A 25,070-nucleotide genomic window follows, 5' to 3' on the forward strand; every position below is an offset into this window, starting at 1 on the left:
CGTCAGGTATGGGACGGAAATGGCCGGGCATGACAGGAGGTGTTGCGGCCCAGTCGCTCCCCTCTGGCCTGCGGGCGATCTTCCCCTCAAGGGGGAAGATCGGTAGTCATCGGCGCAACCACTTTGCTTCACCGTTGCAGGCGCACGCGAATGCGCCCGCAACGGCCAATCTTCCCCCTTGAGGGGGAGATGTCCGGCAGGACAAAGGGGGGCAACGTAGGGCACCACAAATGCGATGGGCATGCTCAATAACGGATCATCATCCAGCTCAGACGATGATGTCACGTTTCGACATAGGTGTCCGCCCAGTTCGAAACCGCCCAGCGCGGGTTGTTCGAGACGTTCTTCACCGTGTCGCGCGCGACCGTGATGAAGCCCCATTCGGCGACATTAATCAGCGGCAGGTCGGCCGCCACCTTCTTCTGGAACTCCTTGTAGAGCTCGATACGCGCTGCCGGATCCAGCGTCTCCGCAGCCTTGCCGATCAACGCGTCGAGTTCGTCGTTCTTGTAGCCGCCCTGGTTGGAGAAGGGCACACCGTCGGGAATACCCGACTGCACCAGGATCGTCGTCGAGATCGCCGGGTCGCCGCGGAACACCGGCGGGGCGATGGCGATGTCGAAGGCGTGCTCGGTGTAGACGGCCTTCTGGTGGGCGGCAGAATCATTGTTGACGATCTCGGCATCGATGCCGACGGCGGCCAGCGCCTGGCGCAGATAGTCGCCGAACTGCTTGGTCTCGTTGAAATAGGGCGCCGGCAGAAGCTTGAGCGCAAAACGCTTGCCGTCATCCTTCTTCGGATAGCCGGCTTCGTCCAGCAGCGCGTTCGCCTTGGCGACGTCGAAGCCGTAGGTCTCAACGTCAGGCGTGTAGAACTGCTTGTCATTCTGCGGTACGATACCGGTCGCCGGCCTGGCATAGCCCAGGAAGATCGTCTTGACGACGAAATCCTTGTCGATGGCATGGGCGATCGCCTGGCGCACCTTGAGGTCGGCCATCTCCTTGCGGCGATGATTGATCTCGACCACCAGTTGGTAGGTCAGCGCTTCGTAGCCTTCGGTGATGACCTTGATACCGGGAACCTTGGAGATGCGCTCGAGATCGGCCAACGGCACGGCGGAGAATGCCGCAAGCTGGATCTCTTCCGCCTCCAGCGCGCCGGCGGCCGCGGCGCGGTCGGGCAGCACGCGATAGATGATCTCGTCGAGCTGAGGCTCGCCTTCGCCCCAGTATTTGTCGTAACGCTCCAGCCGGTAATATTCGCCCGCCTTGTGCTCGGCAAACTTGAACGGCCCGGTGCCGATCGGCGCATTATTGGCCGGGTTCTCGGCAATATCCTTGCCGTCATAGACATGCTTCGGCACCACCGACGTAAGCGCCGGCAGCGCGTTCTTGATCAGCTGCAGCGGCGTCGGCTTGGAGAACTTGAACACGGCGGTGTTTGCGTCCGGCGTCTCCACCGCCTCCAGGTTCTTGAACACGACGCGGCCGAGATTCTGCAGCGGCTTCCAGACATTGAGTGCCGAAAACGCCACGTCGGCCGAGCTGAACGACTGACCGTCGTGCCAGGTCACGCCCTCGCGCAGCTTGAAGGTGACGGACAGGCCGTCGGCCGAACCTTCCCAGCTCGTCGCCAGCCGCGGCTCGAGCCCATCCTCGCCGTCGAACGAGGCCTCGGCCAGCGGCTCGATGACCTTGCTCGCGACGAAAAACACGCCGTTGGAGGCAACGATCGCCGGGTTCAGGTTGCGCGGCTCGGAATCCGCCGCAACGACCAGCCGGCCGCCCTTCCTTGCCTGCGCCCAGCCGATCGAGGGCAGTGCCGTCGAGGCCAGCAGGAACGCCGATCCCGCCAGAACCTTGCGTCTCGAAATCTCAAAACCCGCCATGTCAGCCTCCAAGCCCTCGGCACGGCGGCATCGCCGGGCCCTGGTGCATGACCCCGAAAATCGGAATCGATTTTCGGAAAGGATCATGCACCGATCCAAAATTCACAACGTCCTTTGCGCGTCCAAGTGGACGCGCGGCGCTGTAGTGATGATGGCCGGGATTATGATCCGGGAAAGCCTTTTTGCGAGAGACGAAATTGGCGTTTTGGGCCGCTGGCCCAAAACATTGTGCTACGTGAGCAGCCTATCGGCGCGCGAACGCTTCCGGAAATGCCTCGGCCCGGAAACCGTTTCCGATTTCCGGGCCGAGGCATTGATCAGTCAGTCGAAACCAGCAGCCGCTCAGGCAGCCTTCTTCCTAGCCAGACGGGCGCGGATGCTCTCGACATCGGCGCGCGGCGTCGCTGCAAACAGCGTCTTGGTGTAGCTGTGCTTGGGGTCGGCGAAGACCTCGTCGCGGCTGCCATATTCGACCGCCTCGCCGAAATACATCACCATCACCTCGTCGGCGATGTAGCGCACGACCGAAAGGTCGTGGCTGATGAAGACGTAGGTCAGCTGGAACTCGTCCTGCAGGTCGGCGAGCAGGTTCAGCACCTGCGCCTGCACCGAAAGATCGAGCGCCGACACCGGCTCGTCCAGCACCAGAAGCTTCGGGTTCAGCATCAGCGCGCGCGCGATTGCGATGCGCTGGCGCTGGCCGCCCGAGAACATGTGCGGATAGCGGTTGTAGTGCTTCTCTTCGAGGCCAACCTTCTTCAGCAGCGTCATCGCGCGGTCGCGGCGTTCGTCGGCCGGCGTCTTGGTGTTGATGACCAGCGGCTCGGTCAGGATGTCGCCGATCTTCTGGCGCGGATTGAGCGAGCCATAAGGATTCTGGAACACGATCTGCACCTTGCGGCGCATCTCGGGCGTCAGGTCACCCTTGGCGATGTCGACGGTCTTGCCTTCGATCAGCAACTCGCCCGACGTCGCCGGGTCGATCAGCGTCAGGATGCGGCCGAGCGTGGATTTGCCGCAGCCGCTTTCGCCGACGATCGCCAGCGTCTTGCCCTTCTCGACCTGGAAGCTCACGCCTTTGACGGCGTGAACGGTCTTGGCCTTCTTCAGAAAGCTGCCGGGCACGTGGTAGTCGCGCACGATGTTGCGCGCTTCGAGAATGACGCTCATCGTGCAGCCCCCTCCACCTGGTCGTCGACGAAGAGTTCCGAGATCGTCGGCAGGCGATCGCCGGTCGCATTGTCCGGCAGTGCCGCCAGCAGCGCGCGCGTGTAGTTGCTCTTGGGGTTTTCGAACAGCGTCAGCACGTCGGCTTCTTCCATCTTGCGGCCCTTGTACTGCACGACCACGCGGTCGGCGGTCTCAGCCACGACACCCATGTTGTGGGTGATCATGATCAGGCCCATGCCGTGGTCGGCCTGCAGCTTCATCAACAGGTCGAGGATCTGCTTCTGGATCGTCACGTCGAGAGCGGTTGTCGGCTCGTCGGCAATGAGCAGCTTCGGATTGCAGGCAATGGCGATGGCGATCATCACGCGCTGGCACTGCCCGCCGGACATCTGGTGCGGGTAGGAGTTGAGGCGCTCGGCCGGATCTGGAATGCCGACCGCCTGGAAAAGCTCGATCGCGCGCTTGCGGCGCGCAGCTTTGTCGAGGCCCATGTGCACGCGCAGCACTTCCTCGATCTGGAAGCCGACGGTGAAGCACGGGTTTAGGCTCGCCACCGGCTCCTGGAAGATCATGGCAATGTCCTTGCCGATGATCTTGCGCCGCTCGTTGGCAGGCATGGCGAGCAGGTCGCGGCCGTTGAAGGTCAGCTTGTCGGCGGTGACCTTGGCCGTCCAGGGCAGCAGGCCCATCGCGGCCAGCATCGACACCGACTTGCCCGAACCGGACTCGCCGACGATGGCAAGAACCTCGCCCTCGTGGACCTTCATCGACACGCCATTGACGGCGCGGAAGGGACCGGAGGCCGTCTCAAACTCGACGACCAGGTTTTCGATTTCAAGAAGCGCCATGTCAGGACCTCTTCAGCTTCGGGTCGAGCGCGTCGCGCAGGCCATCGCCCATCAGGTTGATCGCCAGCACGGTGATCAGGATCGCAACACCCGGAAGCGTCACCACCCACCACTTGCTCTGGATGAACTCGCGGGCCTCGGCCAGCATGGTGCCCCATTCCGGGGTCGGCGGCTGCGCGCCCATGCCGAGGAAGCCCAGTGCCGCGGCGTCGAGAATGGCGGAAGAAAACGACAGCGTCGCCTGGACGATCAGCGGTGCCATGCAATTCGGCAGGATGGTCTTGAACATCAGGCGGGTGTGGCCGGCACCCGCCACCTTGGCGGCGACGACGTAGTCGCGGGTCTTTTCGCTCATCACCGCGGCGCGTGCCAGGCGCACGAAATGCGGCTGGTAGACGAGCGAGATGGCAATCATCGCGTTGACCAGGCCCGGTCCAAGGATCGCCACCAGCACGAGTGCCAACAGCAGGGACGGGAAGGCCAGGATAATGTCCATGACGCGCATGATGGCGGTATCGACCCAGCCGCGGAAGTAGCCCGCGATGACGCCGAAGACGACGCCGATGACCAGTGACAGCGCGGTCACGATGACACCGACGAACAGCGAGAACTGGGTGCCGAAGACGAGGCGAGAAAGCATATCGCGGCCAACGGCGTCAGTGCCAAGCAGGAAGTCGGCGCGGCCGCCCTCCTGCCAGACCGGCGGGACCAGAACCGCGTCGCGGTATTGCTGGGTCGGATCATGCGGCGCGATCAGCGGCGCGAAGATCGCCAAGAGCACGAGAAAGATGAAGAACACGAGGCCGATGACGGCACCGCGGTTTTCAGAGAAATAGTACCAGAACTCGGCCAGCCGCGCCCGGCGGGATGGGTCGGTCGAGACAGCACTGGTTGCAGCAGCTTGAGACATCGTGCCCTCCTAGTGCCGGATACGCGGGTTGATGAGGCCGTACATCAGGTCGACCGCAAGGTTCACCAGCATGATCACGGCAGCGATCATGAGCAGGCCACCCTGGATGACGGCATAGTCGCGCCGCGACACGGAATCGACCATCCACTTGCCGATACCCGGCCAGGAAAAGATCGTCTCGGTCAGGATAGCGCCGGCCAGCATCACGCCGACCTGCAGACCGACTGTCGTGACAACGGGGATCATGGCGTTGCGCAGCGCATGGACGCCGACGACGCGGAAGGTCGACAGGCCCTTGGCGCGCGCCGTGCGGACATAATCCTCCGACAGCACTTCCAGCATCGCTGAGCGCGTCTGGCGGGCAATGACAGCAAGCGGGATGGTACCCAAAACGATGGTCGGAAGGATCAGGTGGCTGATAGCCGACTTGAACGCGCCAGCCTGGCCTGAAAGCAGCGAGTCGATCAGCATGAAGCCGGTGACGGGCGGGAAATAGTACATCAGAGAGATGCGGCCGGAGACAGGCGTCCAGCCGAGCATGCCCGATACCAGCATGATCAGCAGCAGGCCCCACCAGAAGATCGGCATCGAGAAGCCGACGAGTGCAGTGCCCATCATCGCCTGATCGGCGAAGGAACCACGCTTGATCGCAGCGATGATGCCTGCCGGAACGCCGAGCACGACGGCGAAGATGATAGCGCAGAGCGACAGCTCGACCGTCGCCGGGAACAGTTCGAAGAACTGGTCGACGACAGGCCTCTTGGTGACGATCGAGGTACCGAAATCGCCACGCACCACGCCCCAGAGATAGTCGAGGTACTGGATGACGATGGGCCGGTCGAAACCGAGTTGGGCAGAGATTTCCGCGTGGCGCTCCGGCGACATGACGCGCTCGCCGGAAAGCAGGGCGACAGGATCGCCGGGCAACAGACGGATGAAGGAGAATGCGATGATTGAGACCCCGATGAATGTCGGGATCAGGACGGCGAGCCGTCCCAACAGGAACCGGAGCATGTCGAACCTTTAAGTGAATGTTCCGAGAAAAGGTAAGGGTAGCACAAAATGTGCATTGGGGCGCTTGTGATCCAAGCGCCCCAACCCAAGGTTGGCCTGTTTAGGCAACCTTACTCCGCGATGTCAACACCGTCGAAAGCGAAGTCGCCGAGCGGGCTCTGAACGAAGCCTTCGACACCCTTGCGCATCGGAACGATGGACAGCGAGTGGTCGATCGTTGCCCAGGGAGCATCCTTCTTGAACAAGACCTGCGCCTGCTCGTAGAGCTTGGTGCGCTCGGCAATGTCGGAGGTCTCCTTGGCCTTCGTCACCAGATCGTCGAACTCCTTGTTGCACCACTGGGCGCGGTTGTTGCCGCCGACGGCGTCGCAACCGAGCAGGGTGTCGAGGAAGTTGTCCGGATCGCCATTGTCGCCGGTCCAGCCGAGCATGACGGCGCCGTCACGATCCTTGGCCTTCGACTTGTCGAGATACTCGGCCCACTCGTAGGAGACGATCTCGACCGTAACGCCAACCTTGGCGAAATCGGACTGGATCAGCTCCGCCGCGCGGCGGGCGTTGAGCATGTAAGGACGCGAAACCGGCATCGCCCAGACCTTCATCTTGAGGTCCTTGATGCCAGCGGCTTCAAGACCCTTCTTCGATGCTTCCGGATCGTACTTGTCGTCTTCGACGGCCTTGTTGTACGACCACATGGTCGGCGGGATCGGGTTGGTCGCCGGCGTTGCAGCACCCTGGAACACGGCGTCGACGATGGCCTGCTTGTTGATGGCCTGGTTGAGCGCCTTGCGGACTTCCGGCTTGTCGAACGGAGCCTGGGTGGTGTTGTAGGCGAGGTAGGCGACGTTCAGGCCAGCCTGTTCCACGACCTTCAGGTTCGAGTCAGCCTTCATCGCAGCCACGTCGGCAGCGTTCGGGAACGGCATCAGGTGGCATTCGCCGGCCTTCAGCTTCTGATAGCGAACCGATGCGTCAGGGGTGATCGCGAAGACGAGGTCGTCGATCTTCTGCTTGCCGCCCCAGTAATCCGGGTTGGCCTTGTAGCGGATGATGGCGTCCTGCTGGTAGGCGACGAACGCGAACGGACCGGTGCCGAGCGGCTGCTGGTTCATCTGGTTCATCTTGCCGTCAGCCTGAAGCTTGTCGGCATATTCCTTCGACACGATCGAAGCGAACGGCATCGCGATGTTGGCGAGGAACGGCGCTTCCTTGCGGGTCAGGGTGATCTTGACGGTCAGGTCGTCGACCTTCTCGACCGACTTGATCACTTCCGGGAAGCCCATGCCGGCAGCATATTCCCACGAAGCGCCGGTCACGTACTTGTTCCAGGGATTGTCAGCCTTCAGCTGGCGCTCGAACGAGAACACGACGTCGTCGGCATTGAAGTCACGGCTCGGCGTGAAGAACTCGGTGGTCTGGTACTTGACGCCCGGACGCAGCTTGAAGGTGTACTCCAGGCCGTCGTCGGAAACCGTGTAGCTCTCGGCCAGGCCCGGCTCGGTTTCGGTGGTGCCCTTCTTGAACTCAAGCAGGCGGTTGTAAACGGTGTGTGCGGCGGCGTCGAAGGTCGTACCGGCGGTATAGAGGCCCGGATCAAAGCCTTCCGGCGAACCTTCCGAGCAGTAGACGAACGTCTTAGCGCTCGCCGCACCGCTGAGGACGGTTGCAGCCAGCAACGCGGCCGCAAAGGTCGTTTTTTTCAACATTGAACACTCCCTATGATTTTTCCCAAGCCCTACCCGTCAGGCTCGCAGGCGCGCATATAAGCACCGTTTATCTAGCTTTGGAACTCCCCGCCTACCTGCCCTTTGGTAAGCAGAATAATTTACCCACAGATGGCTTCGAAATAGTCGAAAATTTGCGATTTCCATTGGCCGGCCAGACATTTGCACTTCGCGTTAGATTCGGCTGCGACAGGTTTTATCATCGCAGCCATAGGCAATTGCGGCGCTGTTGCTGGTTCGGCCGGCTATAACTGCGAATCCTAAAATTCGTTCTGCGAGGTGACGTTGGGTCATACTTGCCGTTAACGTCAGGTGGCAATACAAACAACTACAACATGCCCCGACGCGGCACTGTTCTTGCGGCGCTGCGACGTGGACGAGGGCGAAAGCCGGCGACCTTCAATGCCGGACAACAAGAACAACCAGGGAGGCTGCATTGGCTAAATCGACCGGCAAGGCAAGCACGGCAAAGACCGCAACCACGAAGGCGGCCGCCAAGCCAGCCGATACGGCCAAGCCGGAAACCAGACCGTCAGCCAAGGCCGTGGCACCGAAGCCAGCGACTGCCAAGACCAAGACGGCGATGTCGAAAGCCGCACCCGCCAAAGCCATGGCTGCAGCGCCGGCAAAGACTTCCGCTGCGCCGAAGCCCAAGTCCCAGGCCAGCAAGCCAGCCACCAAGCCGGCTCAGGAAACCGAAACAAAGCCTGCCGCTGCGGTGAAAACCACGCCGACCGCAGCCAAATCGACGACATCCAAATCAGCTGCCGCAAAACCCACGGCATCCAGGCGGGTGGCCGCGAAGCCTGCGACCAAGACCGAAGCCGCTCCGACCAAGGCAAAATCTGCAGCACCGAAGCCAGCCGCTGCGGCCAAGGCTAAGCCCGCAGCCGCCAATCCGGCCGCCGTCAAGCCCGCCGCATCGAAGGTCGAGGCCTCGGCGTCCAAGCCTGCAGCCGCCGCCCCGGCCAAGATAGCAGAAGCGCCCAAGCCCGCTGCCAAGGTGAAGCCTGCAGAAAAGTCACCGGCGGCAAAGCCAGCCGCCAAGGCTGCACCCGCCTCCGCCGCGAAGCCGGCACCGGCGACCAAGGCTGCGGCACCCGCCAAGGCAGCAGCCAGATCCGGCGACAAGCCGTGGCTGAAGAGCTACCCGGCCAACGTTCCAGCCGAGATGCCGCCGCTCGCCTACAGCTCGATCGGCGATTTGTTGACCGACGCCTGCCGCCAATATGCCGGACGCCCCGCATTCTCGTGCATGGGCAAGTCAATGAGCTATGGCGAGCTTGCGCGCATGTCGACGGCATTCGCCGCCTGGCTGCAGTCCAAGGGCCTCGCCAAGGGCGCCCGCGTCGCCATCATGATGCCCAACGTGCTGCAATATCCGGTCGCGATGATGGCGATCCTGCGCGCCGGCTATACTGTAGTGAACGTCAACCCGCTCTACACGCCGCGCGAACTCGAGCACCAGCTCAAGGATTCGGGCGCCGAGGCCATTATCATCCTCGAAAACTTCGCCACCACGCTGCAGGCGGTCGTCGCCAAGACCCAGGTCAAGCATGTCGTCGTCGCCTCGATGGGCGAGATGCTCGGGCTCAAGGGCCTGCTGGTCAATCTCGTCGTGCGCAAGGTCAAGAAGCTGGTGCCGGCTTGGTCGTTGCCCGGCCACGTGAAGTTCATGGCAGCGCTCAAGGAAGGCGCTAGCCTCAGCTTCAAACCGGCCACAGTCGCCGCCTCCGACATCGCCTTCCTGCAATATACCGGCGGCACGACCGGCGTCTCCAAGGGCGCGATGCTGATCCACTCCAACGTGCTCGCCAACGTCGCCCAACTGGCGCTGTGGGTAGAAGACGCCTACACGGTGCGTCCGAAGCCGCCGCACCTGACTTTCGTCTGCGCGTTGCCGCTTTATCATATCTTCGCGCTCACGGTGAACGCGCTGATGGGCATGCAGCAGGGCGCGCTCAACGTGCTGATCCCCAACCCGCGCGACATCCCCGGCTTCGTCAAGGAATTGGCCAAGTTCCAGTTCAACATCTTCCCCGGCCTCAACACGCTGTTCAACGCGCTGACCAACAATGAGGACTTCCGCAAGCTCGACTTTTCAGGCCTGATCCTGTCTCTGGGGGGCGGCATGGCGGTGCAGCGTCCGGTTGCCGAGCGCTGGAAGAAGACGACCGGCAACCACATCACCGAAGGCTACGGCCTTTCGGAAACTTCGCCGGTGGCGACCGCCAACAAGTGCTCGTCGCCTGACTTCACCGGCACCATCGGCCTGCCCCTGCCCTCGACCGACATCGCCATCCGCGACGAGAACGACACCGACATGCCGCTCGGCGAGGTCGGCGAAATCTGCATCAAGGGGCCGCAGGTCATGGCCGGCTACTGGAACCGCCCCGACGAGACCGCCAAGGTGATGACCCCGGACGGTTTCTTCAAGTCGGGAGACATGGGCTTCATGGACGAGCGCGGCTTCACCAAGATCGTCGACCGCAAGAAGGACATGATCCTGGTCTCGGGCTTCAACGTCTATCCCAACGAACTCGAGGACGTCGTCGCCCAGCACCCAGGCGTGCTCGAGGTTGCGGCCGTCGGCGTGCCGGACGAGCATTCGGGCGAAGTGCCGAAGCTGTTCGTCGTGCGCAAGGATCCCGATCTTACCGTCGAGACTCTGATCGCCTACTGCCGCGAAAACCTGACCGGCTACAAGCGGCCGAAATACATCGAGTTCCGCACCGAACTGCCGAAGACCAATGTCGGCAAGATTCTCAGGCGCGAACTCCGCGGCTGAGGCTCCGCCACCTCCAAACGACAACGGCCACAGTGCTTCCACGGTGGCCGTTTTGTTGTTAGGGACGTCACTCGACATTCTATGTCGCTGCCCGAGCCAGAGGTCGCCCACTCTCGGACTAACCTAAGTGCTGGCAGAAATTGAGTTCAACAACCCCGCTATGTGGCTGGCACCGCACTGGCAAATCACCAGCACTTGAGCGCCGGCCGCGAGGCGCGTTCGATTTCCGGCCGCTTTTCATGATGGAGCGACCTTGATGCCAGTACGATCAAGCCGGCCTGATCTGGAGATGCCACCTCAGGCCGTCAGCTTCGCGACCAGATCGACATAGTTGTCAAAAACCAGATCGGGCCCCTGGGCACGCAAGGTGGCGCCGGCATTGTAGCCGAAAGTCACCGCGCCCGAGGCAATGCCCGCGCCTCGTGCCGCCTCGATGTCGCGAACCTCGTCGCCGATGGCGATGGTACGTCGCTTGTCGGCACCAAGGCGCTTGATGACCGCCTTGAACATCGCGCCCTTGCCCCACAGAGACGCGCCGCACTGGAAATGGCTGACGTGAACCGCGGCCGGCCCCAGCGTCCGGCGGATTGTGTTTTCCGTGTTGGAGCTGACAATGGCAACACGGATGTTGCTTGCGGCAAGGCTCGCAAGCATCGGCCCGACTCCGGGGAACAATGCGACCGCATCGCGGCTTTCAGCGCTCAGCTTGCGCATGTGCATGGCGATCGCCGGCAACTTCCATTTAGCGACGCCCAGGCGCGCAACGATCTCGCGTGTGCCAAGCGCCCGCAGTTCGTCAATCTCATCCTGTGTGACCTCGCGAAAACCAAACTGCCGCGCAGTCTGGTTGAGCACCGAGCAGAACCACGGAAAGCTGTCGGCCAGCGTTCCGTCGTAGTCGAAAATCGCAAGGGAGAAGGAAGACATCGCACCGCCACCATGAACGCTGCGTCACTGCCCCAGTGCCGTTGCGGCGTCAATGCCGGCTGGCTCAGCGCGCCGATGCCGCCCAGTTCAGTGCTGACGCCGGCTGCACCGCCTGCCTTCCGCGCTCCCAGCAAAGGCCGGGATACTGGCGCAGACCAGCGATCACGCTCGGCCTTCCGGCATCCGTGTCTCGTCGCGGCGCAGCGTCAGCACCTCGACGCCGGTCGCAGTCACAGCGACCGTGTGCTCGAACTGGGCCGAAAGCTTCCGGTCGCCTGTGACGACGGTCCATCCATCGCTCTCGGTTACGACCTTGCGGGTGCCCTGGTTGACCATCGGCTCGATGGTGAAGACCATGCCTTCGCTCAGCCTCAGGCCCGTTCCCGGCCGTCCAAAGTTGAGTACCTGCGGTTCTTCGTGCATCTCGCGGCCGATGCCGTGCCCGCAATATTCCCGCACCACCGAATAGCCGTTCCGCTTGGCATGCCGCTCGATCGCAAAACCAATGTCGCCCAGATGCGCTCCCGGCCGGACCTGCCTTATGCCCTTCCACATTGCCTCCTGCGCGACCCGAACCAGCCGGGCCGCCGCGGGTGGGGCGTTGCCGACCAGGTAGGTCTTGCTCGAATCGGCGATGTAGCCGCCCTTTTCGAGCGTGATATCGAAATTGACGATGTCGCCGTCGCGGATGATCTCGCGCCCGTCAGGCACGCCGTGGCAGACGACATGATTGATCGAGCAGTTCAGCACGTGCTTGAAACCGTACTGTCCCTTGCTCGCCGGACGAGCGGCGAGGTCGACCGTGATGAAGCGCTCGACAAGATCATTGACCTGCAAAGTCGACATGCCGGCCAAATCCTGCGCGTCCAGCATCTCGAAGACGGACGCCAGCATCCTGCCCGCCACGCGCATCAGCGCCAGTTCGTCCGGTGACTTGACCATGTCAGGCGACCGCCAGATCCCGGACCTGCACTTGTGCTGCCGCAAACTGCATCCTGACGATCTCATTGAACGACATTGTCGGATTGGCTTCCGCAAGCATGCCGACCTTCATCCAGAACTCGGCTTGGGCATTGATCGACCGGCACATCACCGTGCTCGCCCGCCTGACTTCCTCATGCAGATCCTCATCAATCTTCACGATGCCCATGAAGGTCTCCTGAAACGAGTATACGTATCATATATGTTTCGTATATTTCTCCATCAATCCGTTGTCGCAACGAGTGACGCCGCTGTTCCCGCTCATGGACACGCTCGGCGTCAGCACTATTGAACAGCAATTGACGCATGGTAATACGCCTTTATGGAAACAGTTGAAGCCGAGAAGTCCAAAGCATCCGTTCGCAAGCGCGCCGAAGCGATCAAGTCGTTTCGCTGCAAGAACCTTGTCGCGGTCATCGAAGACCCGGCCGACATCAAGAATATCGGCACGGTCATCCGAAACGCCAATGCGCTCGGCGTAGAGAAGGTCTACATCGTCGACCCCGGCAAGGCGCTTCCCGACGACTGGCAGGAGATGCGCGAGCGAAAGTCGCTTTCGAAGATTTCTGTTTCCGCCGTCAAATGGACATTCGTGAAGCGCTTCGACAGCACCGAAGCTTGCCTCGAGCATCTGGAAAAGAACGGCTTCGTATCGGTGGTCACCTCGCCGCATGTAAAGGGCAAGGCCAATGTCTACCTGCATGAAGGCGACTACACGCAGCATACCAAACTGGCAGTGTGGTTCGGCAACGAGGCGCGTGGCATCAGTCCGCTCGCCGTCGAGCGCAGCGACATGTGCGTGGCTGTCCCGATGTTCGGGATGATCGAGAGCCTCAATCTCGGCACGTGCTCAGGTATCGTTCTCTATGAAGTCACGAAGCAGCGGCGCGGGTATCAGAGCCTGTACCGCCGCAGCAGGCGGAAGGGAAAACGCGCCGAACCCTTGCCTACCATCATGGCTCGTGAAGGCGATGAAGGCACCTCCGACGCAGCCTTTCAATTGGACGGATCGGGTCCGATGGAAGGCGCCCGCTGAATGGCGAAGCAAGCTCCGGCGAAAATTGCCGGAGAAGCGTGGACAGAAGCGGCGTAACGCTCGCCTCTTGCCGCCCGCCGCGACATGACGTAAAGGGAACCCGTCGCGAAAAGCGACCGCTTCCCTTGATCCGCTCAGTGGCGGAGTAAACAGGTGGACGAATAGTCGTCCAGGCGGTCAAGCACAAGCACCCCTGCCGTTTCGAGCGTGGGTCGCCAGCGTCTCCCGAAAATCATCCCGCCTGACATCGATCAGGCCCCATTGCGAGCACCCATCGGCGCACGACGCCGCTGTACGCTTGCGTTCATTGGAGTCCGCCATGAGCAAGCCGCTCATCGTCATCTTCGTTGCCATAGTCCTCGATGCCATCGGCATCGGCCTCATCTTCCCGATACTGCCTGCGCTGCTGCGCGACGTCACCCATACCGGAAATGTCGCCGCCTATATCGGCATCATGACCGCTCTCTACGCCGCCATGCAGTTCGTCTTCGCCCCGGTCCTCGGTTCGCTCAGCGACCGGCTCGGCCGCCGCCCGGTGCTGCTGATTTCGCTCGCCGGTGCTGTCGTCAACTACCTGTTCCTGGCTTTCGCGCCCAGCCTGTGGATGCTGCTGCTCGGCCGCGCCATCGCCGGCCTGACCAGTGCCAACGTCTCGGTGGCGACGGCCTACATCACCGACATTTCCGCCGAGCATCAGCGCGCCCGCCGCTTCGGCCTGTTCAACGCCATGTTCGGCATAGGCTTCATCATCGGACCGGTGTTGGGCGGTGTGCTCGGCGACTATTGGCTGCGCCTGCCCTTCATCGCGGCCGCCGTGCTCAACGCCAGCAATCTCCTGATGGCATTTTTCGTTTTGCCGGAGTCGCGAAATCCCAGCCGGGAGATGATCGATTTCGCTGCGCTCAATCCGCTGCGGCCGCTGCGCTGGGTGTTTTCGATGAAGAACCTTCTGCCCGTCATCTCGGTCTTCTTCATCTTCAGCGCCACCGGCGAGGCCTACGGCACCTCCTGGGCGCTGTGGGGCAGCGATGCGTTCCAATGGAACGGGCTGTGGGTCGGCCTGTCGCTCGGCACGTTCGGCGTCTGCCAGGCCCTCGCCCAGGCCTTCCTGCCTGGTCCTGCGGTCAAGTTGATCGGCGAGCGCGCCGCCATCCTCGTTGGCATCGCCTGCGCCTGCACAGCGCTTGCCGTCATGGCGTTTGCCAGCGAGGGCTGGATGATCTTCGCCATCATGCCGCTGTTTGCCCTCGGCGGCATCGGCGTGCCGGCCTTGCAGTCGCACGCCACCCGGCAGGTCGACGAGAGCCAGCAAGGACAGTTCCAGGGCGTTCTGGCCTCGGCTCTCAGCCTGGCCTCGATCATCGGACCGCTGGCCTTCTCCAGCTTTTACTTCGTCGTCAGATCGCAATGGCCCGGCGCTATCTGGCTGTCCGTCATCGCCCTCTACGGGCTCAGCGTGCCATTGGTGCTTGGTCTGAGGTTTCGGGAGACGGCGCCTGTAGCGGCGACATAGCGGGTGGTCGGGATCGCCAACGACTGGAAACTGGAGCTGACGGATTCCGTCCAGCACCCGTCATGCACCCCTTGGGAACCTTCTCCTGTAGGGGAAGGAAGACTATGCTCCCCCCACCTTCTCGCTAAAAGTCGAGAAGAACTGCCCGGCCAGCTTCTTCGAGGTCGAGGTGATCAGGCGGCTGCCGAGCTGGGCGATCTTGCCGCCGACATCGGCCTTGGCCTCATATTTGAGGATCGTGGAACCTGGCCCGTCCTCGGTCAGCGTGACGTCGGCGCCGCCCTTGGCAAAGCCGGCGATACCGCCCTTGCCCTCGCCTTCGATGGTGTAGGAGTACGGCGGCTTGAGGTTTTTCAGCGTTACCTCGCCGGTGAAGGTCGCCTTGATCGGGCCGATCTTGAGCACCACCTTGGCGGCCATCTCGGTCGGCGACGACATCTCAAGGCTCTCGCAGCCAGGGATGCTCTGCTTGAGCACGGCCGGATCGTTGAGCGCCTTCCATACCACGTCGATGGGGGCGGCGATCTTTTCCTCGCCTTCGATCACCAGGGCCATGCGTTATCCTCCCGAATGCCGGTCCTACCGAGGCGTAACGCAGCGCCCGGCGATTGTCCATCGCAGCGCCGGGATCAGGCCTTGCGGCCGATCGGGATCAGGCCTTGCGGCCGATCGGGATGATCTCGCCCATATCAGGCGTATAGGGTGCGCCCTGCCAGCTGCCGAGCCAGTGGTCGACGACAAGCCCGGCCTCGGCGATCATCGCGGCAAGCGACTGCTGCCCCGGAAAGGCAATGCGCGACTGGGCATGGAACTGCCGGCCGTCGGCCGGCAGGCGGTAAAAGGTGTCGTAGGTAACGATGCCTGATATCGCGTCCTGGACGGCGTCGTTCCAGGCCTCGACGGCGCCGAAAGCGGGATGCACGACGGTGCGCCTGGAATCATCGGGCCCCCATTCCAGCCACGCCCGGGCCAACGGATTGCGGCTATCGAAGATGAAGCGGCCGTTCGGCGCGAGATGGGCGGCGATGGTGTCGAGTGCCGCGCGCTGGTCCTCGGCGGTCAGGAACACCTGGAAGGCGTGGCCGGTCAGAAGCACGAGGTCGAAGCGTTTGCCGAGGCGCAGCGAACGGGCATCGCCCTGGACCCACTCGACGCGGTCGCCGCCGGGGCGCTTGCGGGCGACGTCGAGCATGGCAGGCGCGGGATCAGCGCCGGTGACGGCACGGCCCGGTGCCAGCATCGCAGTCAGCGCGCCGGTGCCGCAGCCGAGATCGAGCACGCTACGGGCATCGCCGACGAAACGCATGAGGAAGTCGACGTCGTCGCCGCCTTCGTTCTCGAGATCGTAGAACTGGACAAGCTCCGGGTCGATATAGAGGCGGTCGTCGATCAAGGCACTGCTCGCTCTAACTTGTGGAATGCACTACGCGCTGGCGGCGCATTCATATCATCGCCGCGCGGCGAGAAAAGCCTCGCGTTGCGTGCCAGTTTCCCCTGGACGGTTGCACCACCGCACCGCACGGTGGCATCGGGCGTGCTGCACCCTTCGTCGCTCTTGCAGCTGTTTGGTCCTTGCCATAACGATGCAAGTCCGGATTTCGGGAGGAATTGATGGCCGGCACAAAGACACCGAAGAAGCTCCGTTCGCAGGAGTGGTTCGACAATCCCGACAATCCCGGCATGACCGCGCTTTATCTCGAGCGCTACCTGAATTTCGGCCTGACGCGTGAGGAGCTGCAGTCGGGCAAGCCGCTGATCGGCATCGCCCAGACCGGCTCGGACCTGTCGCCGTGCAACCGACATCACATCGAGCTGGCCAAGCGGGTGCGCGACGGCATCGTTGCCGCCGGCGGCGTGCCGTTCGAATTTCCCTGCCACCCGATCCAGGAAACCGGCAAGCGCCCGACCGCCTCGCTCGACCGCAACCTCGCCTATCTCAGCCTCGTCGAAGTGCTCTACGGCTATCCGCTCGACGGCGTGGTGCTGACCATTGGCTGTGACAAGACAACCCCCGCGCTTTTGATGGCAGCCGCCACCGTCAACATCCCGGCGATCGCGCTGTCTGTCGGGCCGATGCTCAATGGCTGGCACAAGGGTGAACGCACCGGCTCAGGCACCATCGTGTGGAAATCGCGCGAGCGCCTTTCGTCGGGCGAGATCGACTACGAACAGTTCATGGACATCGTCGCCTCTTCGGCGCCGTCGGTCGGCTACTGCAACACCATGGGCACGGCAACGACGATGAACAGTCTGGCCGAGGCGCTCGGCATGCAGCTGCCCGGAGCCGCGGCAATCCCCGCGCCCTATCGCGAACGCGGCCAGATCTCTTACGAGACCGGCAAGCGCATCGTCGACATGGTGCGCGAGGACCTCAAGCCCTCCGACATCATGACCCGGGAAGCCTTCGAAAACGCCATTGTCATCAACTCGGCGATCGGCGGCTCGACCAATGCGCCGATCCACCTCAACGCCATCGCCCGCCATCTCGACGTGCCGCTCGACAATGACGACTGGCAGAAGGTCGGCCACCACGTGCCGCTCTTGGTCAATCTGCAGCCGGCCGGCGAGTATCTCGGCGAGGACTACCACCATGCCGGTGGCGTGCCGGCGGTCGTCGCCGAACTGATGAAGGCAGGCCTGCTGCCGCACCCCGACGCGATCACCGCCAATGGCCGGACCATGGGCGAAAACTGCGCCGCCACAGAGAACATGGACACCAAGGTCATCAGATCTGTCACCGACCCGCTGAAGAAGGATGCCGGCTTCATCAATCTCAAGGGCAATCTGTTCGACAGCGCGATCATGAAGACCAGCGTGATCTCGCCCGAGTTCCGCGACCGCTATTTGTCGAACCCTGGCGATCCCGAAGCCTTCGAGGGCACCGCAAAAGTGTTTGACGGGCCGGAGGATTATCACGCCCGCATCGACGATCCGTCGGAGAACATAGACGAGAACACGGTGCTGTTCATGCGCGGTGCGGGCCCCGTCGGCTATCCCGGCGGTGCCGAGGTCGTCAACATGCAGCCGCCGGCCTATCTGCTCAAGCGCGGTATTCACTCGCTGCCCTGCATCGGCGACGGCCGCCAGTCCGGCACGTCGGGTTCGCCGTCGATCCTCAACGCCTCGCCGGAAGCGGCCGTCGGCGGCGGACTGGCGCTTCTAAGATCGGGCGACCGGGTGCGCATCGATCTGCGCAAGGGCACGGCTGACATTCTCGTCAGCGACGACGAGATCACCCGCCGCCGCGCCGAACTGCAGAGCAATGGCGGCTATCACTTCCCGGCGCACCAGACGCCATGGCAGGAAATCCAGCGCGGCATGGTCGACCAGCTGGCACAAGGCATGGTGCTGAAGCCGGCGGTCAAATATCAGCGCGTCGCCCAGACCAAGGGCCTGCCGCGCGACAATCATTAGCGAATGGGACTTGGGGCACCTGAGCTTCGGCGCCTCGGTCCTGTCGCGAGCGCTGACCGCAGGTTAGCGGTCAGTCGAGGCTGATTGCCAACTGCGCGCCGGACCTCGCGGCCTTGCCGGAGCAGATCGGCTGCGCCAGCATTTCGGCGACGATGCTGCGCTGATTGATCTCGGCGCGCACGGCGTAGTGACCAAGATGCTGCGCGGCGGCAGCTGCCCCGACACCACCGACCAGCGCGGCGACGACCGCCGCAGCCCAGCGCAGCCTGCAATGCCAACCGGACGCCGCTCTCCGAAAGCGGCGCCAAGCTGCCATCACGGCGAAAACCATTGCTGTCAGGGCGCAGCACATCGCCGGCTCAGCCGTGCTTGCCGCAGCCGCAGTCGGCCGGGTGGTATCGTCCCGTCATCTCGACCATGCCGCCCTTGCCATACATATCGTGCGGCCTGACCCAGTCGGCGAGCAGGTAGAACGGCCCGTTTTCGGCGCGGCCGTTGGGCATCACGTCGAGAAAACCATAGATGCCGAGGAACTGCTCGGCGCCGCGACCGAAGGTCGAATAGGTCTGGTAGATCTGGCCGTCGTCGTCCTTGTAGAAAACGCTGTCGCCGGAGAGATCCTCGATCTCGAAGTCGAGCGGGGCGAAGTTGTAGACGGCCTTCTTCGCCGCAAACTGCTCGGCGGTGTAGGAGACATTGAAGTCATAGTTGAAGTCGCTGCCGAAAGACGAGACGAAGCGCGCCTTCCAGCCCATGCGCGCCTTGAGCGCCTCGGCTTCGGCAAGCGGCGCACGCGTGACCGCAACGTAGCTTACGTCGTGGTTCTCGAGATGGACGAGCACGCTGTCGACATTGTCCATCTCGAACGAACAGCCGACGCAATGGTGCTGCTGGCCCGGCGCCATCATGAAATGCTTGATGAACAGTTGGCTGCGACCATCGAACAGGTCGGACAGCGGCAGCCGTCCGCCGGGACCGTCGAAATAGTATTGCTTGTCGATCCTGACCCAGGGCAGTTCACGCCGCTCGGCGCTCAATTCGTCGCGCGCCTTTGTCATTGCCTTTTCCTTGGCGAGCAGCGTCCGGCGCGCCGCAACCCATTCGTCTCGCGATACGATTTCATGCTCCATGTCACTCTCCATCGTTTGGACACAGGTTTTCAATCGGCCGCCCAGTGGCGGCCGTCATGCACGGCTCGAAGTTTCGATGCTTGCAGCTAGAGGTAGGCGGTCACCAAAGGCGGGCGGTCCCAGGCGTCGTTCTTGCCGTCCTCATAGGTGATCGGCACGGCAGCCAGTTCGTCGGCCGAGATGTCGTCGAGACAGGCGATGTTCACCGCAAAGAAGTCGCCGCCCATGATGTCGAAGCTGGCCGAGGCGAAGGGATGGACGCCGCAGCGGCTACAGAAGGTGTGGCGGATGGCCGACGAGCCGAAGCGGTACTCGGTCAGTGTGTCGGCACCCGTCGTGACGCGAAAGCCAGCGGGCCGGGCAAAATTCTTCCAGAATCGGGTCTTGGCGCACCAGGAGCAGTTGCAGCGGAAGCTCGACGTCCACCAGACGCCGTCGAGCTCGGGCTTCGAGCGTTGGCCCTCGGGTGCGAGATCGAGTTGGCATTCGAAATGCACGGCCCCGCAATGGCAACTGCCGCGGTAGGATTTCAGCATCTTCGTTTCTCCTCGCATGGCTTGTCGTTCCGATGATCGACAACGATCATCGGTGACAGCATTTTCAATCGGGCATTCGGCGCGCCGGCGGCATCAGCCTCCGCGCGAAGCTTCAGACCACCGGTCGCCCGGCGAGCGCGTCGGCGAGGCGATCGAGGCATTCGCCCCAGCCACCCAGATGCGAGTCGCGCGTATCGACGTCGAGGAACGGCTCTTGGCGGAAAGTCAGCCGCGTGCCGTCTCCTTCGGCTTTCAGCGTCACCGTCACCAGCGTCTGCCAGTCGGGATCGTGATCCCAGGCGAAGGTGAAGACGATCCGCTCATTTTCGACGATCTCGCGGAAGGTGCCGGTCATGCCGTCCTGGACGTGGCCATGAATGAGCAGATGGTAGCTGCCGCCCTTGTGGAACTCGTGCGTCTCGCAACTCGACGTAAAGCCCTTCGGCCCCCACCAGCGGCAGAGATGCTCGGGGCTCGACCACATGCGGAAGACGAGCGCCGGCGGCGCATCGAAGACCCGTGAAAATTCGAGGACAAGCGATTGTGCAGCGACGGTGTCAGTTCTTGCGGTCATCCTGGTCTCCCCTAGGCGTCTGCAGTTCCTTGAGATAATCGGCCATGCGGTCGAAGCTCTGATCCCAGAAGTGGCGGTAGCGCTCGACCCAGTTGGCTATATCCTTGAGCGGCCCTGCCTCCAGCCGGCATGGGCGCCACTGCGCCTCGCGGCCGCGGCTGATGAGACCGGCGCGCTCCAGCACTTTCAAATGGCGCGAGATTGCAGGCAGGCTCATCTCGAATGGTTCGGCCAGTTCGTTGACCGTCGCCTCGCCCTGCGCGAGCCGGGCAAGGATGGCTCGCCTTGTGGGGTCGGCGAGGCTGGCGAATGTTGCGTCGAGGCGATCTTCGGTCATTTATTTAGCAGACTTGTTAATTAACATATCCGTTAACTACAGCCAAAATTTTGAGCTGTCAAGCAATTTGCCACCAGCGAGAACCGTCTTGAAGAAGCGGCTGATGTCGTCGTCGGCATGCGCAGGCCAGAGGTGCGGCGAAGATAAGGGCACCGAGAATGGCGAGGGTCTTTTTCATCTGTCATCTCCTGTTCGACACTCTTGTTGATTGCCGGGCTTGTTGATTGGCGGGGAGAAACGGGGGACATTGATGGCTATTCCCTCGGACAGTGCAGTTTCTGCCGGCGACTTCAGGACGGTGTTTGTATTCGGCTTCGGGCTCGCCTAACTGGAAGCCGACACAACGGAAGCGAACATGGCCAGAAGACGCTCATCCCTCGGCTTTCTCGGCCTTTTCGGCCGCTCCAGCGACCTACGCGAACTGGATGGCGCCCTGCGCGCTGTCGACCTGCATCCGGCGCTGGTGCCGGAGGGCGTGAAGCTCACCATCGTCAACCTGATGAAGGACCATTGGCCCAACGAGCCACCTGTGTCGGCCTATGCGCCCATCGCCCAGTTGTTCGGCTACTGCATTGCCGGCGCGGTCGCCTTTGCCGGCGCCAACGGCGGCGACATGGCCATGCGGGTGGAGCAGCGTATCGAGGCAGCACTCGATGCCGAGGACAGCTTCGATGCGAAGATCGTGCTTCTGGCGCTGCATGCCAAGCTGATCAACCCTGATGTCGTCGAGCGCTTCGGGCTCAGCGCCGGGTAGATAGTTCTTGTGCAATTCCGGACGGAGAAAGCGCGACACGCTTTTCCTGGAATTGCGCTTACTCCGCAGCCGTTTCGGCCGACGGCTCCTTCATCAAGGTGGCCGGATCCGGGCTGGTGAGCGCAAGCAGCGGCAGGGCCGCCGCGCCGATCAGCGCACAGCTCTGGCCAAGACCGCTGACCTCGATACCCGGCTCCGCCACATCCGAACGCACCGACGGGCCTGGATCGCCCATTGTTTCCACCAGCCTGTGCAGCAGCCAGGCAGGTGCCGTGCCGCCGAGCACGATCGCCTGGGGATCAAAGATGTTTTCAAGGCTGACGAGCGCCCGCGACAGGGCCGATGCCGCGCCATCCAGCCATGCCTGCGGCAGGTTGTCCTGCGCAAGCATGGCGCCTGCCGGAAGCAGGGGCCTGAGGCCATCGAGCGCGAGATAGCCATGCAGGCACCCGCGATTGCCGCAATGGCATGGCGCGCCCCTGGGATCGATGAGGATGTGGCCGAACTCACCGGCATTGCCGCGCCCGCCATGCATCGGCACGCCGCCCTGCACGATGGCGCCGCCAACCCCCTCGCCGAGGAACAGATAGAGGAAATCGCCACGGCCCTTGGCCCTGCCATGGGTGTATTCGGCCATTGCCGCGGCATTGGCGTCATTCTCGAACACCAGGGGTGCCGACGCAAACAGCGCCTCGAATGGTTTGGCGAAATCCGCCTGCGCGTCGGCGAGCCCGCCTGCGGCCGACCAGCGGCTGGCAAGCGGACGCGAGACAACGACACCGGTGCCAAGCCGCGGCAGCCCGCCGGCGGCAGCATCCACCGTGCGCGCGATAGCCCCCAAGGCGTCCAGTTGCTGGCCGTGATCGCCGCCGAAGGCGCGCGCTTCCGGCCGCGCCAGGACGTTGCCGGCTAGGTCGGTGGCGATGGCGTGACATAGACCAGATGCGACGTGAAGGCCGAGGCAATAGCCGGCACCCGGATTGATCTCGATGTCGATCTGCGGCTGGCCGCGCAGGCCGCGCCGGCGGCCGGTCTCGCGCACCAGCCCGGTGTCGATCAGGTCCTCGATGATGTTGCGGATGCCCTGGGGCGTGAGCCCGGAAAGCCGCGCCAGCTCGATGCGCGACAGGCTGCCGTGGCGACGCAGCGCGTCGAGCACGACGGTGCGGTTGTAGCGTCGGGTGAGCGTCGCCGAATTGCCGTTGGCCATCTTTCCTCCCTCGATTCCGGTCCCGTTAGCATATAAAAGTAAAACAACGAATTTTCTTTATTGACTTCAAAACAGCTTCCACTAGCCTCGCGGCGGATCGAACGGGTCCACAATGAAGGTGGGCCGCAAACCGAGGGAGGACCGATGCAGTCGATCGACCGCGTGAAGCTGAGAGACATGTTTCCGCCACCCGGCGACCTGGTGGTGCAGAAGGTGTTGACCCAGCTCGACAAGCATTGCCTGTATTTCCTGTCGCTGTCGCCGTTCCTGCTGATCGCGACGCAGGGCAACAACGGCGCCGATGTCTCGCCGCGCGGCGATCCGGCAGGGTTCGTCAAGGCGATCGACAGGCAGACGATCCTGATTCCCGACAGGCCGGGCAACAACCGGCTCGATACGATGGAGAACATCCTCGACAATGCGCGCGTCGGCTGCCTGTTCCTGGTGCCGGGGCTGGGCGAGATCCTGCGCATCAATGGCGAGGCCGATCTCGTCGTCGGGCCGGAGCTGGAGCAGCTCGCCTTCCAGGGCAAGACGCCGCCGGTCGCCATCCGCATAAGGGTGCGCGAGGCGTTGTTCCACTGCGCCAAGGCGGTCATCCGCTCCAAGATCTGGAGCCCCGCGACCTTTGCCAGGCGCGAGGATTTCCCGCCGCTGGGCGCGGTGCTGGCCGACCAGATCGCCGGGCTCGACAAGGACGAGATGATCGAATGGATCCGCGTGGGCGACCAGCGGACTCTCTACTGAGGGAACGACATGATCGAGATCAGTTTCACCGAAGCCGATGGCAAAAAGCGGACCCTGAGCGGTGAGCCCGGCGGCACGCTGCTGAACGCCATCCTCGGCGCCGGCGTCAAGGGCATCGTCGCCGAATGCGGCGGCGGCTGCTCATGCGGGACCTGCCATGTGCATGTCGATCCGCAATGGACCGGCAGGCTGCCGGCGCCGGCCGACGACGAGGCCGACATGCTGTCGCTGGCCGAGGACGTGACCGCACTGAGCCGCCTCGCTTGCCAGATAAGGCTCGCACCCGAACTGAACGGGCTGAGCGTGGCGGTCCCGGGAGCGACCTGATGGCGGGCAAGCGCATCGTCATCGTCGGTGCCGGCCATGCCGGCGTGCAAGCGGCCGCCTCGCTGCGCGACGAGGGTTTTGGCGGCGAGATCGAGCTGATCAGCGCCGAAAGCGCCCTGCCCTATCATCGCCCGCCACTGTCGAAACGCTTTGCCGAAGGGCTGACCGACGAGGCGATCGCGCTCAGGCCGGCAGCGTTCTATGCAGCGCAGGACATCAGGCTCAGGCGGGGCAAAGCGGTGGAGGAGATCGACGTGAGGGGACAGCGGCTGAAGCTGGGCAGCGGCAAGCGCCTCGCTTATGACCATCTGATCCTCGCCACGGGGTCGCGCAACCGCAGCCTGGCAGTTCCAGGCGAAGAGCTGGACGGCATCGTCTCGATCCGTGATCTCGGCGACGCCTACAGGCTGGCCTCATCCATTGTCATCGGCACCAGGGCCTTCATCGTCGGCGCCGGTTATCTCGGCCTCGAAGTGGCGGCAGCGCTCGCCAGGCACGGCGTTAAGGTCACCATCGCCGCAGCACGTCCGCTGCCGCTTGGCCGGTCGGTGTCTCCTGAAACAGCCAGGATGGTTGTGGCAGGGCTGCGGGACATGGGCATTGAGACGATCGTCGGCACCGGCATAGCCGGCTTCGAAGGCAATGGGCGCCGGGTGACAGGCGTTCGGCTGGGCGACGGCAGCCTGCGCGAGACGGAGCTGGCGGTCGTCGGCATAGGCGCCGTGCCCGATGTCGGACTTGCCAAATATGCCGGGCTCGATGTCGACAACGGCATCTTGGTCGACGAGGCGCTGGCGACCTCGGCAGCCAACATTTCGGCCATAGGCGACTGTGCGCGGATTCGGGGCTGTTCCCGGCTGGAGAGCGTGGCCAGTGCAACATTTCAGGCGCGCTGCATTGCAGCCCGGCTCTGCGGCAGGCCGGCCCCGGCGGCCGAGACGCCGTGGTTCTGGAGTGACATCGGCGACCTCAGGCTGAAGATGGCCGGCTTGAAGCAGCCTGACGATGCGGTGCGGACGCTTGCCGTCGACGGCGGGCATGTCGCCCTATGTTTCCGCAACGGGCAGCTCGCCGCCGTCGAGACGATCAACGCCAACCGCATCCATGTCGCGGCGCGGCGCATTCTCGATGCGGGTATTCCACTTGAGATGGACGCGGCCTGCGCGCCTGATTTCGACATGGTGGTCCATGCCAGGGCGCTCGCCGCGCGATCATCAGCGGCTCCATGCGCAGCCTAGGTT

25 protein-coding genes are annotated in these 25,070 nt (G+C 63.2%); 8 read left to right on the top strand and 17 right to left on the bottom strand.

Features of this window, described 5'->3' with window-relative positions:
- Positions 1 to 281 precede the first annotated feature (281 nt).
- The 6 genes from DY201_RS23905 to DY201_RS23930 form a co-directional block, all read right to left on the bottom strand.
- Positions 282 to 1,889 carry an ABC transporter substrate-binding protein gene (locus DY201_RS23905; RefSeq protein ID WP_115733374.1) on the bottom strand — a complete coding sequence of 536 codons (1,608 nt, stop codon included), beginning with the start codon at positions 1,887 to 1,889 and terminating at the stop codon, positions 282 to 284.
- Between the two features lie 342 nt (positions 1,890 to 2,231).
- Positions 2,232 to 3,059 (bottom strand): ABC transporter ATP-binding protein, encoded by an 828-nt coding sequence (locus DY201_RS23910; RefSeq protein WP_067965486.1) that lies wholly within the window; start codon positions 3,057 to 3,059, stop codon positions 2,232 to 2,234.
- Entirely contained in the window at positions 3,056 to 3,907 is an 852-nt protein-coding gene (locus DY201_RS23915) for an ABC transporter ATP-binding protein (protein WP_115733375.1), read from the bottom strand. The genes DY201_RS23910 and DY201_RS23915 overlap by 4 nt, the downstream gene beginning before the upstream one ends.
- Before the next feature lies 1 nt (position 3,908).
- Positions 3,909 to 4,817, bottom strand: coding sequence for an ABC transporter permease subunit (locus tag DY201_RS23920; RefSeq protein ID WP_115733376.1), 909 nt, complete (start codon positions 4,815 to 4,817; stop codon positions 3,909 to 3,911).
- 9 nt (positions 4,818 to 4,826) lie between these two features.
- Positions 4,827 to 5,831, bottom strand: coding sequence for an ABC transporter permease subunit (locus tag DY201_RS23925; RefSeq protein ID WP_115733377.1), 1,005 nt, complete (start codon positions 5,829 to 5,831; stop codon positions 4,827 to 4,829).
- A 110-nt stretch (positions 5,832 to 5,941) separates the two neighbouring features.
- The gene (locus tag DY201_RS23930; RefSeq protein WP_115733378.1) at positions 5,942 to 7,537 is read right to left on the bottom strand and encodes an ABC transporter substrate-binding protein; all 1,596 of its coding nucleotides are present in this window, start codon (positions 7,535 to 7,537) and stop codon (positions 5,942 to 5,944) included.
- Between the two features lie 454 nt (positions 7,538 to 7,991).
- Between DY201_RS23930 and DY201_RS23940 the strand changes: the two genes are divergently transcribed.
- Complete coding sequence (locus DY201_RS23940; RefSeq protein ID WP_280959933.1) at positions 7,992 to 10,343, top strand: long-chain-fatty-acid--CoA ligase; 2,352 nt, start codon at positions 7,992 to 7,994, stop codon at positions 10,341 to 10,343.
- Positions 10,344 to 10,640: 297 nt separating this feature from the next.
- On the opposite strand, the gene DY201_RS23945 is transcribed toward DY201_RS23940, so the two are convergent.
- The 3 genes from DY201_RS23945 to DY201_RS23955 form a co-directional block, all read right to left on the bottom strand.
- A complete protein-coding gene (locus DY201_RS23945; RefSeq protein WP_115733381.1) occupies positions 10,641 to 11,270 on the bottom strand; it encodes an HAD-IA family hydrolase in 630 nt (209 codons plus the stop codon).
- 162 nt (positions 11,271 to 11,432) lie between these two features.
- Entirely contained in the window at positions 11,433 to 12,212 is a 780-nt protein-coding gene (map, locus tag DY201_RS23950) for a type I methionyl aminopeptidase (RefSeq protein ID WP_115733382.1), read from the bottom strand.
- Between the two features lies 1 nt (position 12,213).
- Positions 12,214 to 12,420 carry a ParD-like family protein gene (locus DY201_RS23955; protein ID WP_115733383.1) on the bottom strand — a complete coding sequence of 69 codons (207 nt, stop codon included), beginning with the start codon at positions 12,418 to 12,420 and terminating at the stop codon, positions 12,214 to 12,216.
- 153 nt (positions 12,421 to 12,573) lie between these two features.
- Here DY201_RS23955 and DY201_RS23960 point away from each other — a divergent pair, with 153 nt between their 5' ends.
- Complete coding sequence (locus tag DY201_RS23960) at positions 12,574 to 13,287, top strand: TrmH family RNA methyltransferase (RefSeq protein WP_115733384.1); 714 nt, start codon at positions 12,574 to 12,576, stop codon at positions 13,285 to 13,287.
- Between the two features lie 319 nt (positions 13,288 to 13,606).
- Positions 13,607 to 14,800 carry a TCR/Tet family MFS transporter gene (locus DY201_RS23965; RefSeq protein ID WP_115733385.1) on the top strand — a complete coding sequence of 398 codons (1,194 nt, stop codon included), beginning with the start codon at positions 13,607 to 13,609 and terminating at the stop codon, positions 14,798 to 14,800.
- Between the two features lie 102 nt (positions 14,801 to 14,902).
- Here DY201_RS23965 and DY201_RS23970 read toward each other — a convergent pair whose 3' ends face one another.
- Together DY201_RS23970 and DY201_RS23975 are read right to left on the bottom strand one after the other, a co-directional pair.
- Positions 14,903 to 15,355, bottom strand: coding sequence for an SRPBCC family protein (locus DY201_RS23970; RefSeq protein WP_115733386.1), 453 nt, complete (start codon positions 15,353 to 15,355; stop codon positions 14,903 to 14,905).
- Positions 15,356 to 15,452: 97 nt separating this feature from the next.
- Positions 15,453 to 16,190 carry a class I SAM-dependent methyltransferase gene (locus DY201_RS23975; protein ID WP_165916078.1) on the bottom strand — a complete coding sequence of 246 codons (738 nt, stop codon included), beginning with the start codon at positions 16,188 to 16,190 and terminating at the stop codon, positions 15,453 to 15,455.
- Positions 16,191 to 16,411: 221 nt separating this feature from the next.
- Between DY201_RS23975 and DY201_RS23980 the strand changes: the two genes are divergently transcribed.
- The gene (locus DY201_RS23980; RefSeq protein ID WP_115733388.1) at positions 16,412 to 18,214 is read left to right on the top strand and encodes an IlvD/Edd family dehydratase; all 1,803 of its coding nucleotides are present in this window, start codon (positions 16,412 to 16,414) and stop codon (positions 18,212 to 18,214) included.
- A gap of 70 nt (positions 18,215 to 18,284) precedes the next feature.
- On the opposite strand, the gene DY201_RS23985 is transcribed toward DY201_RS23980, so the two are convergent.
- From DY201_RS23985 to DY201_RS24005, 5 genes are all read right to left on the bottom strand, one after another.
- Positions 18,285 to 18,530, bottom strand: coding sequence for a hypothetical protein (locus DY201_RS23985; RefSeq protein ID WP_131922453.1), 246 nt, complete (start codon positions 18,528 to 18,530; stop codon positions 18,285 to 18,287).
- A gap of 43 nt (positions 18,531 to 18,573) precedes the next feature.
- On the bottom strand, positions 18,574 to 19,344 hold the full coding sequence (locus tag DY201_RS23990; protein ID WP_245432084.1) for a DUF899 domain-containing protein: 771 nt from the start codon (positions 19,342 to 19,344) through the stop codon (positions 18,574 to 18,576).
- A gap of 86 nt (positions 19,345 to 19,430) precedes the next feature.
- Positions 19,431 to 19,880: a GFA family protein gene (locus tag DY201_RS23995; protein WP_115733391.1), complete on the bottom strand. Its 450-nt coding sequence runs from the start codon at positions 19,878 to 19,880 to the stop codon at positions 19,431 to 19,433.
- Between the two features lie 112 nt (positions 19,881 to 19,992).
- A complete protein-coding gene (locus tag DY201_RS24000) occupies positions 19,993 to 20,454 on the bottom strand; it encodes an SRPBCC family protein (protein WP_115733392.1) in 462 nt (153 codons plus the stop codon).
- A complete protein-coding gene (locus DY201_RS24005; RefSeq protein ID WP_115733393.1) occupies positions 20,438 to 20,791 on the bottom strand; it encodes an ArsR/SmtB family transcription factor in 354 nt (117 codons plus the stop codon). Before DY201_RS24005 ends, DY201_RS24000 begins: the two co-directional genes overlap by 17 nt.
- 355 nt (positions 20,792 to 21,146) lie before the next feature.
- Here DY201_RS24005 and DY201_RS24010 point away from each other — a divergent pair, with 355 nt between their 5' ends.
- Complete coding sequence (locus DY201_RS24010; RefSeq protein WP_115733394.1) at positions 21,147 to 21,545, top strand: hypothetical protein; 399 nt, start codon at positions 21,147 to 21,149, stop codon at positions 21,543 to 21,545.
- A 58-nt stretch (positions 21,546 to 21,603) separates the two neighbouring features.
- Here the strand turns inward: DY201_RS24010 and DY201_RS24015 are convergent, their stop codons facing one another.
- Positions 21,604 to 22,755 (bottom strand): ROK family transcriptional regulator, encoded by a 1,152-nt coding sequence (locus DY201_RS24015; RefSeq protein WP_115733395.1) that lies wholly within the window; start codon positions 22,753 to 22,755, stop codon positions 21,604 to 21,606.
- Positions 22,756 to 22,899: 144 nt separating this feature from the next.
- On the opposite strand from DY201_RS24015, the gene DY201_RS24020 reads away from it, so the two are divergent.
- The 3 genes from DY201_RS24020 to DY201_RS24030 are packed head-to-tail and all read left to right on the top strand — an operon-like array spanning position 22,900 to position 25,067.
- Entirely contained in the window at positions 22,900 to 23,502 is a 603-nt protein-coding gene (locus tag DY201_RS24020; protein ID WP_115733396.1) for an MSMEG_1061 family FMN-dependent PPOX-type flavoprotein, read from the top strand.
- 9 nt (positions 23,503 to 23,511) lie between these two features.
- A complete protein-coding gene (locus DY201_RS24025) occupies positions 23,512 to 23,829 on the top strand; it encodes a 2Fe-2S iron-sulfur cluster-binding protein (RefSeq protein ID WP_115733397.1) in 318 nt (105 codons plus the stop codon).
- Positions 23,829 to 25,067 carry an NAD(P)/FAD-dependent oxidoreductase gene (locus DY201_RS24030; RefSeq protein WP_115733398.1) on the top strand — a complete coding sequence of 413 codons (1,239 nt, stop codon included), beginning with the start codon at positions 23,829 to 23,831 and terminating at the stop codon, positions 25,065 to 25,067. Before DY201_RS24025 ends, DY201_RS24030 begins: the two co-directional genes overlap by 1 nt.
- Positions 25,068 to 25,070 lie beyond the last annotated feature (3 nt).

The sequence above is a fragment of the Aminobacter aminovorans genome (assembly GCF_900445235.1).
Classification (GTDB): domain Bacteria; phylum Pseudomonadota; class Alphaproteobacteria; order Rhizobiales; family Rhizobiaceae; genus Aminobacter; species Aminobacter aminovorans.

Bases quoted from the DNA above. Each gene is read 5' to 3' on its own strand.
- DY201_RS23905 (WP_115733374.1), bottom strand. From the start codon at position 1,889: ATGGCGGGTTTTGAGATTTCGAGACGCAAGGTTCTGGCGGGATCGGCG.
- DY201_RS23910 (WP_067965486.1), bottom strand. From the start codon at position 3,059: ATGAGCGTCATTCTCGAAGCGCGCAACATCGTGCGCGACTACCACGTG.
- DY201_RS23915 (WP_115733375.1), bottom strand. From the start codon at position 3,907: ATGGCGCTTCTTGAAATCGAAAACCTGGTCGTCGAGTTTGAGACGGCC.
- DY201_RS23920 (WP_115733376.1), bottom strand. From the start codon at position 4,817: ATGTCTCAAGCTGCTGCAACCAGTGCTGTCTCGACCGACCCATCCCGC.
- DY201_RS23925 (WP_115733377.1), bottom strand. From the start codon at position 5,831: ATGCTCCGGTTCCTGTTGGGACGGCTCGCCGTCCTGATCCCGACATTC.
- DY201_RS23930 (WP_115733378.1), bottom strand. From the start codon at position 7,537: ATGTTGAAAAAAACGACCTTTGCGGCCGCGTTGCTGGCTGCAACCGTC.
- DY201_RS23945 (WP_115733381.1), bottom strand. From the start codon at position 11,270: ATGTCTTCCTTCTCCCTTGCGATTTTCGACTACGACGGAACGCTGGCC.
- map (WP_115733382.1), bottom strand. From the start codon at position 12,212: ATGGTCAAGTCACCGGACGAACTGGCGCTGATGCGCGTGGCGGGCAGG.
- DY201_RS23955 (WP_115733383.1), bottom strand. From the start codon at position 12,420: ATGGGCATCGTGAAGATTGATGAGGATCTGCATGAGGAAGTCAGGCGG.
- DY201_RS23960 (WP_115733384.1), top strand. From the start codon at position 12,574: ATGGAAACAGTTGAAGCCGAGAAGTCCAAAGCATCCGTTCGCAAGCGC.
- DY201_RS23965 (WP_115733385.1), top strand. From the start codon at position 13,607: ATGAGCAAGCCGCTCATCGTCATCTTCGTTGCCATAGTCCTCGATGCC.
- DY201_RS23970 (WP_115733386.1), bottom strand. From the start codon at position 15,355: ATGGCCCTGGTGATCGAAGGCGAGGAAAAGATCGCCGCCCCCATCGAC.
- DY201_RS23980 (WP_115733388.1), top strand. From the start codon at position 16,412: ATGGCCGGCACAAAGACACCGAAGAAGCTCCGTTCGCAGGAGTGGTTC.
- DY201_RS23985 (WP_131922453.1), bottom strand. From the start codon at position 18,530: ATGGCAGCTTGGCGCCGCTTTCGGAGAGCGGCGTCCGGTTGGCATTGC.
- DY201_RS23990 (WP_245432084.1), bottom strand. From the start codon at position 19,344: ATGGAGCATGAAATCGTATCGCGAGACGAATGGGTTGCGGCGCGCCGG.
- DY201_RS23995 (WP_115733391.1), bottom strand. From the start codon at position 19,880: ATGCTGAAATCCTACCGCGGCAGTTGCCATTGCGGGGCCGTGCATTTC.
- DY201_RS24000 (WP_115733392.1), bottom strand. From the start codon at position 20,454: ATGACCGCAAGAACTGACACCGTCGCTGCACAATCGCTTGTCCTCGAA.
- DY201_RS24005 (WP_115733393.1), bottom strand. From the start codon at position 20,791: ATGACCGAAGATCGCCTCGACGCAACATTCGCCAGCCTCGCCGACCCC.
- DY201_RS24010 (WP_115733394.1), top strand. From the start codon at position 21,147: ATGGCCAGAAGACGCTCATCCCTCGGCTTTCTCGGCCTTTTCGGCCGC.
- DY201_RS24015 (WP_115733395.1), bottom strand. From the start codon at position 22,755: ATGGCCAACGGCAATTCGGCGACGCTCACCCGACGCTACAACCGCACC.
- DY201_RS24020 (WP_115733396.1), top strand. From the start codon at position 22,900: ATGCAGTCGATCGACCGCGTGAAGCTGAGAGACATGTTTCCGCCACCC.
- DY201_RS24025 (WP_115733397.1), top strand. From the start codon at position 23,512: ATGATCGAGATCAGTTTCACCGAAGCCGATGGCAAAAAGCGGACCCTG.
- DY201_RS24030 (WP_115733398.1), top strand. From the start codon at position 23,829: ATGGCGGGCAAGCGCATCGTCATCGTCGGTGCCGGCCATGCCGGCGTG.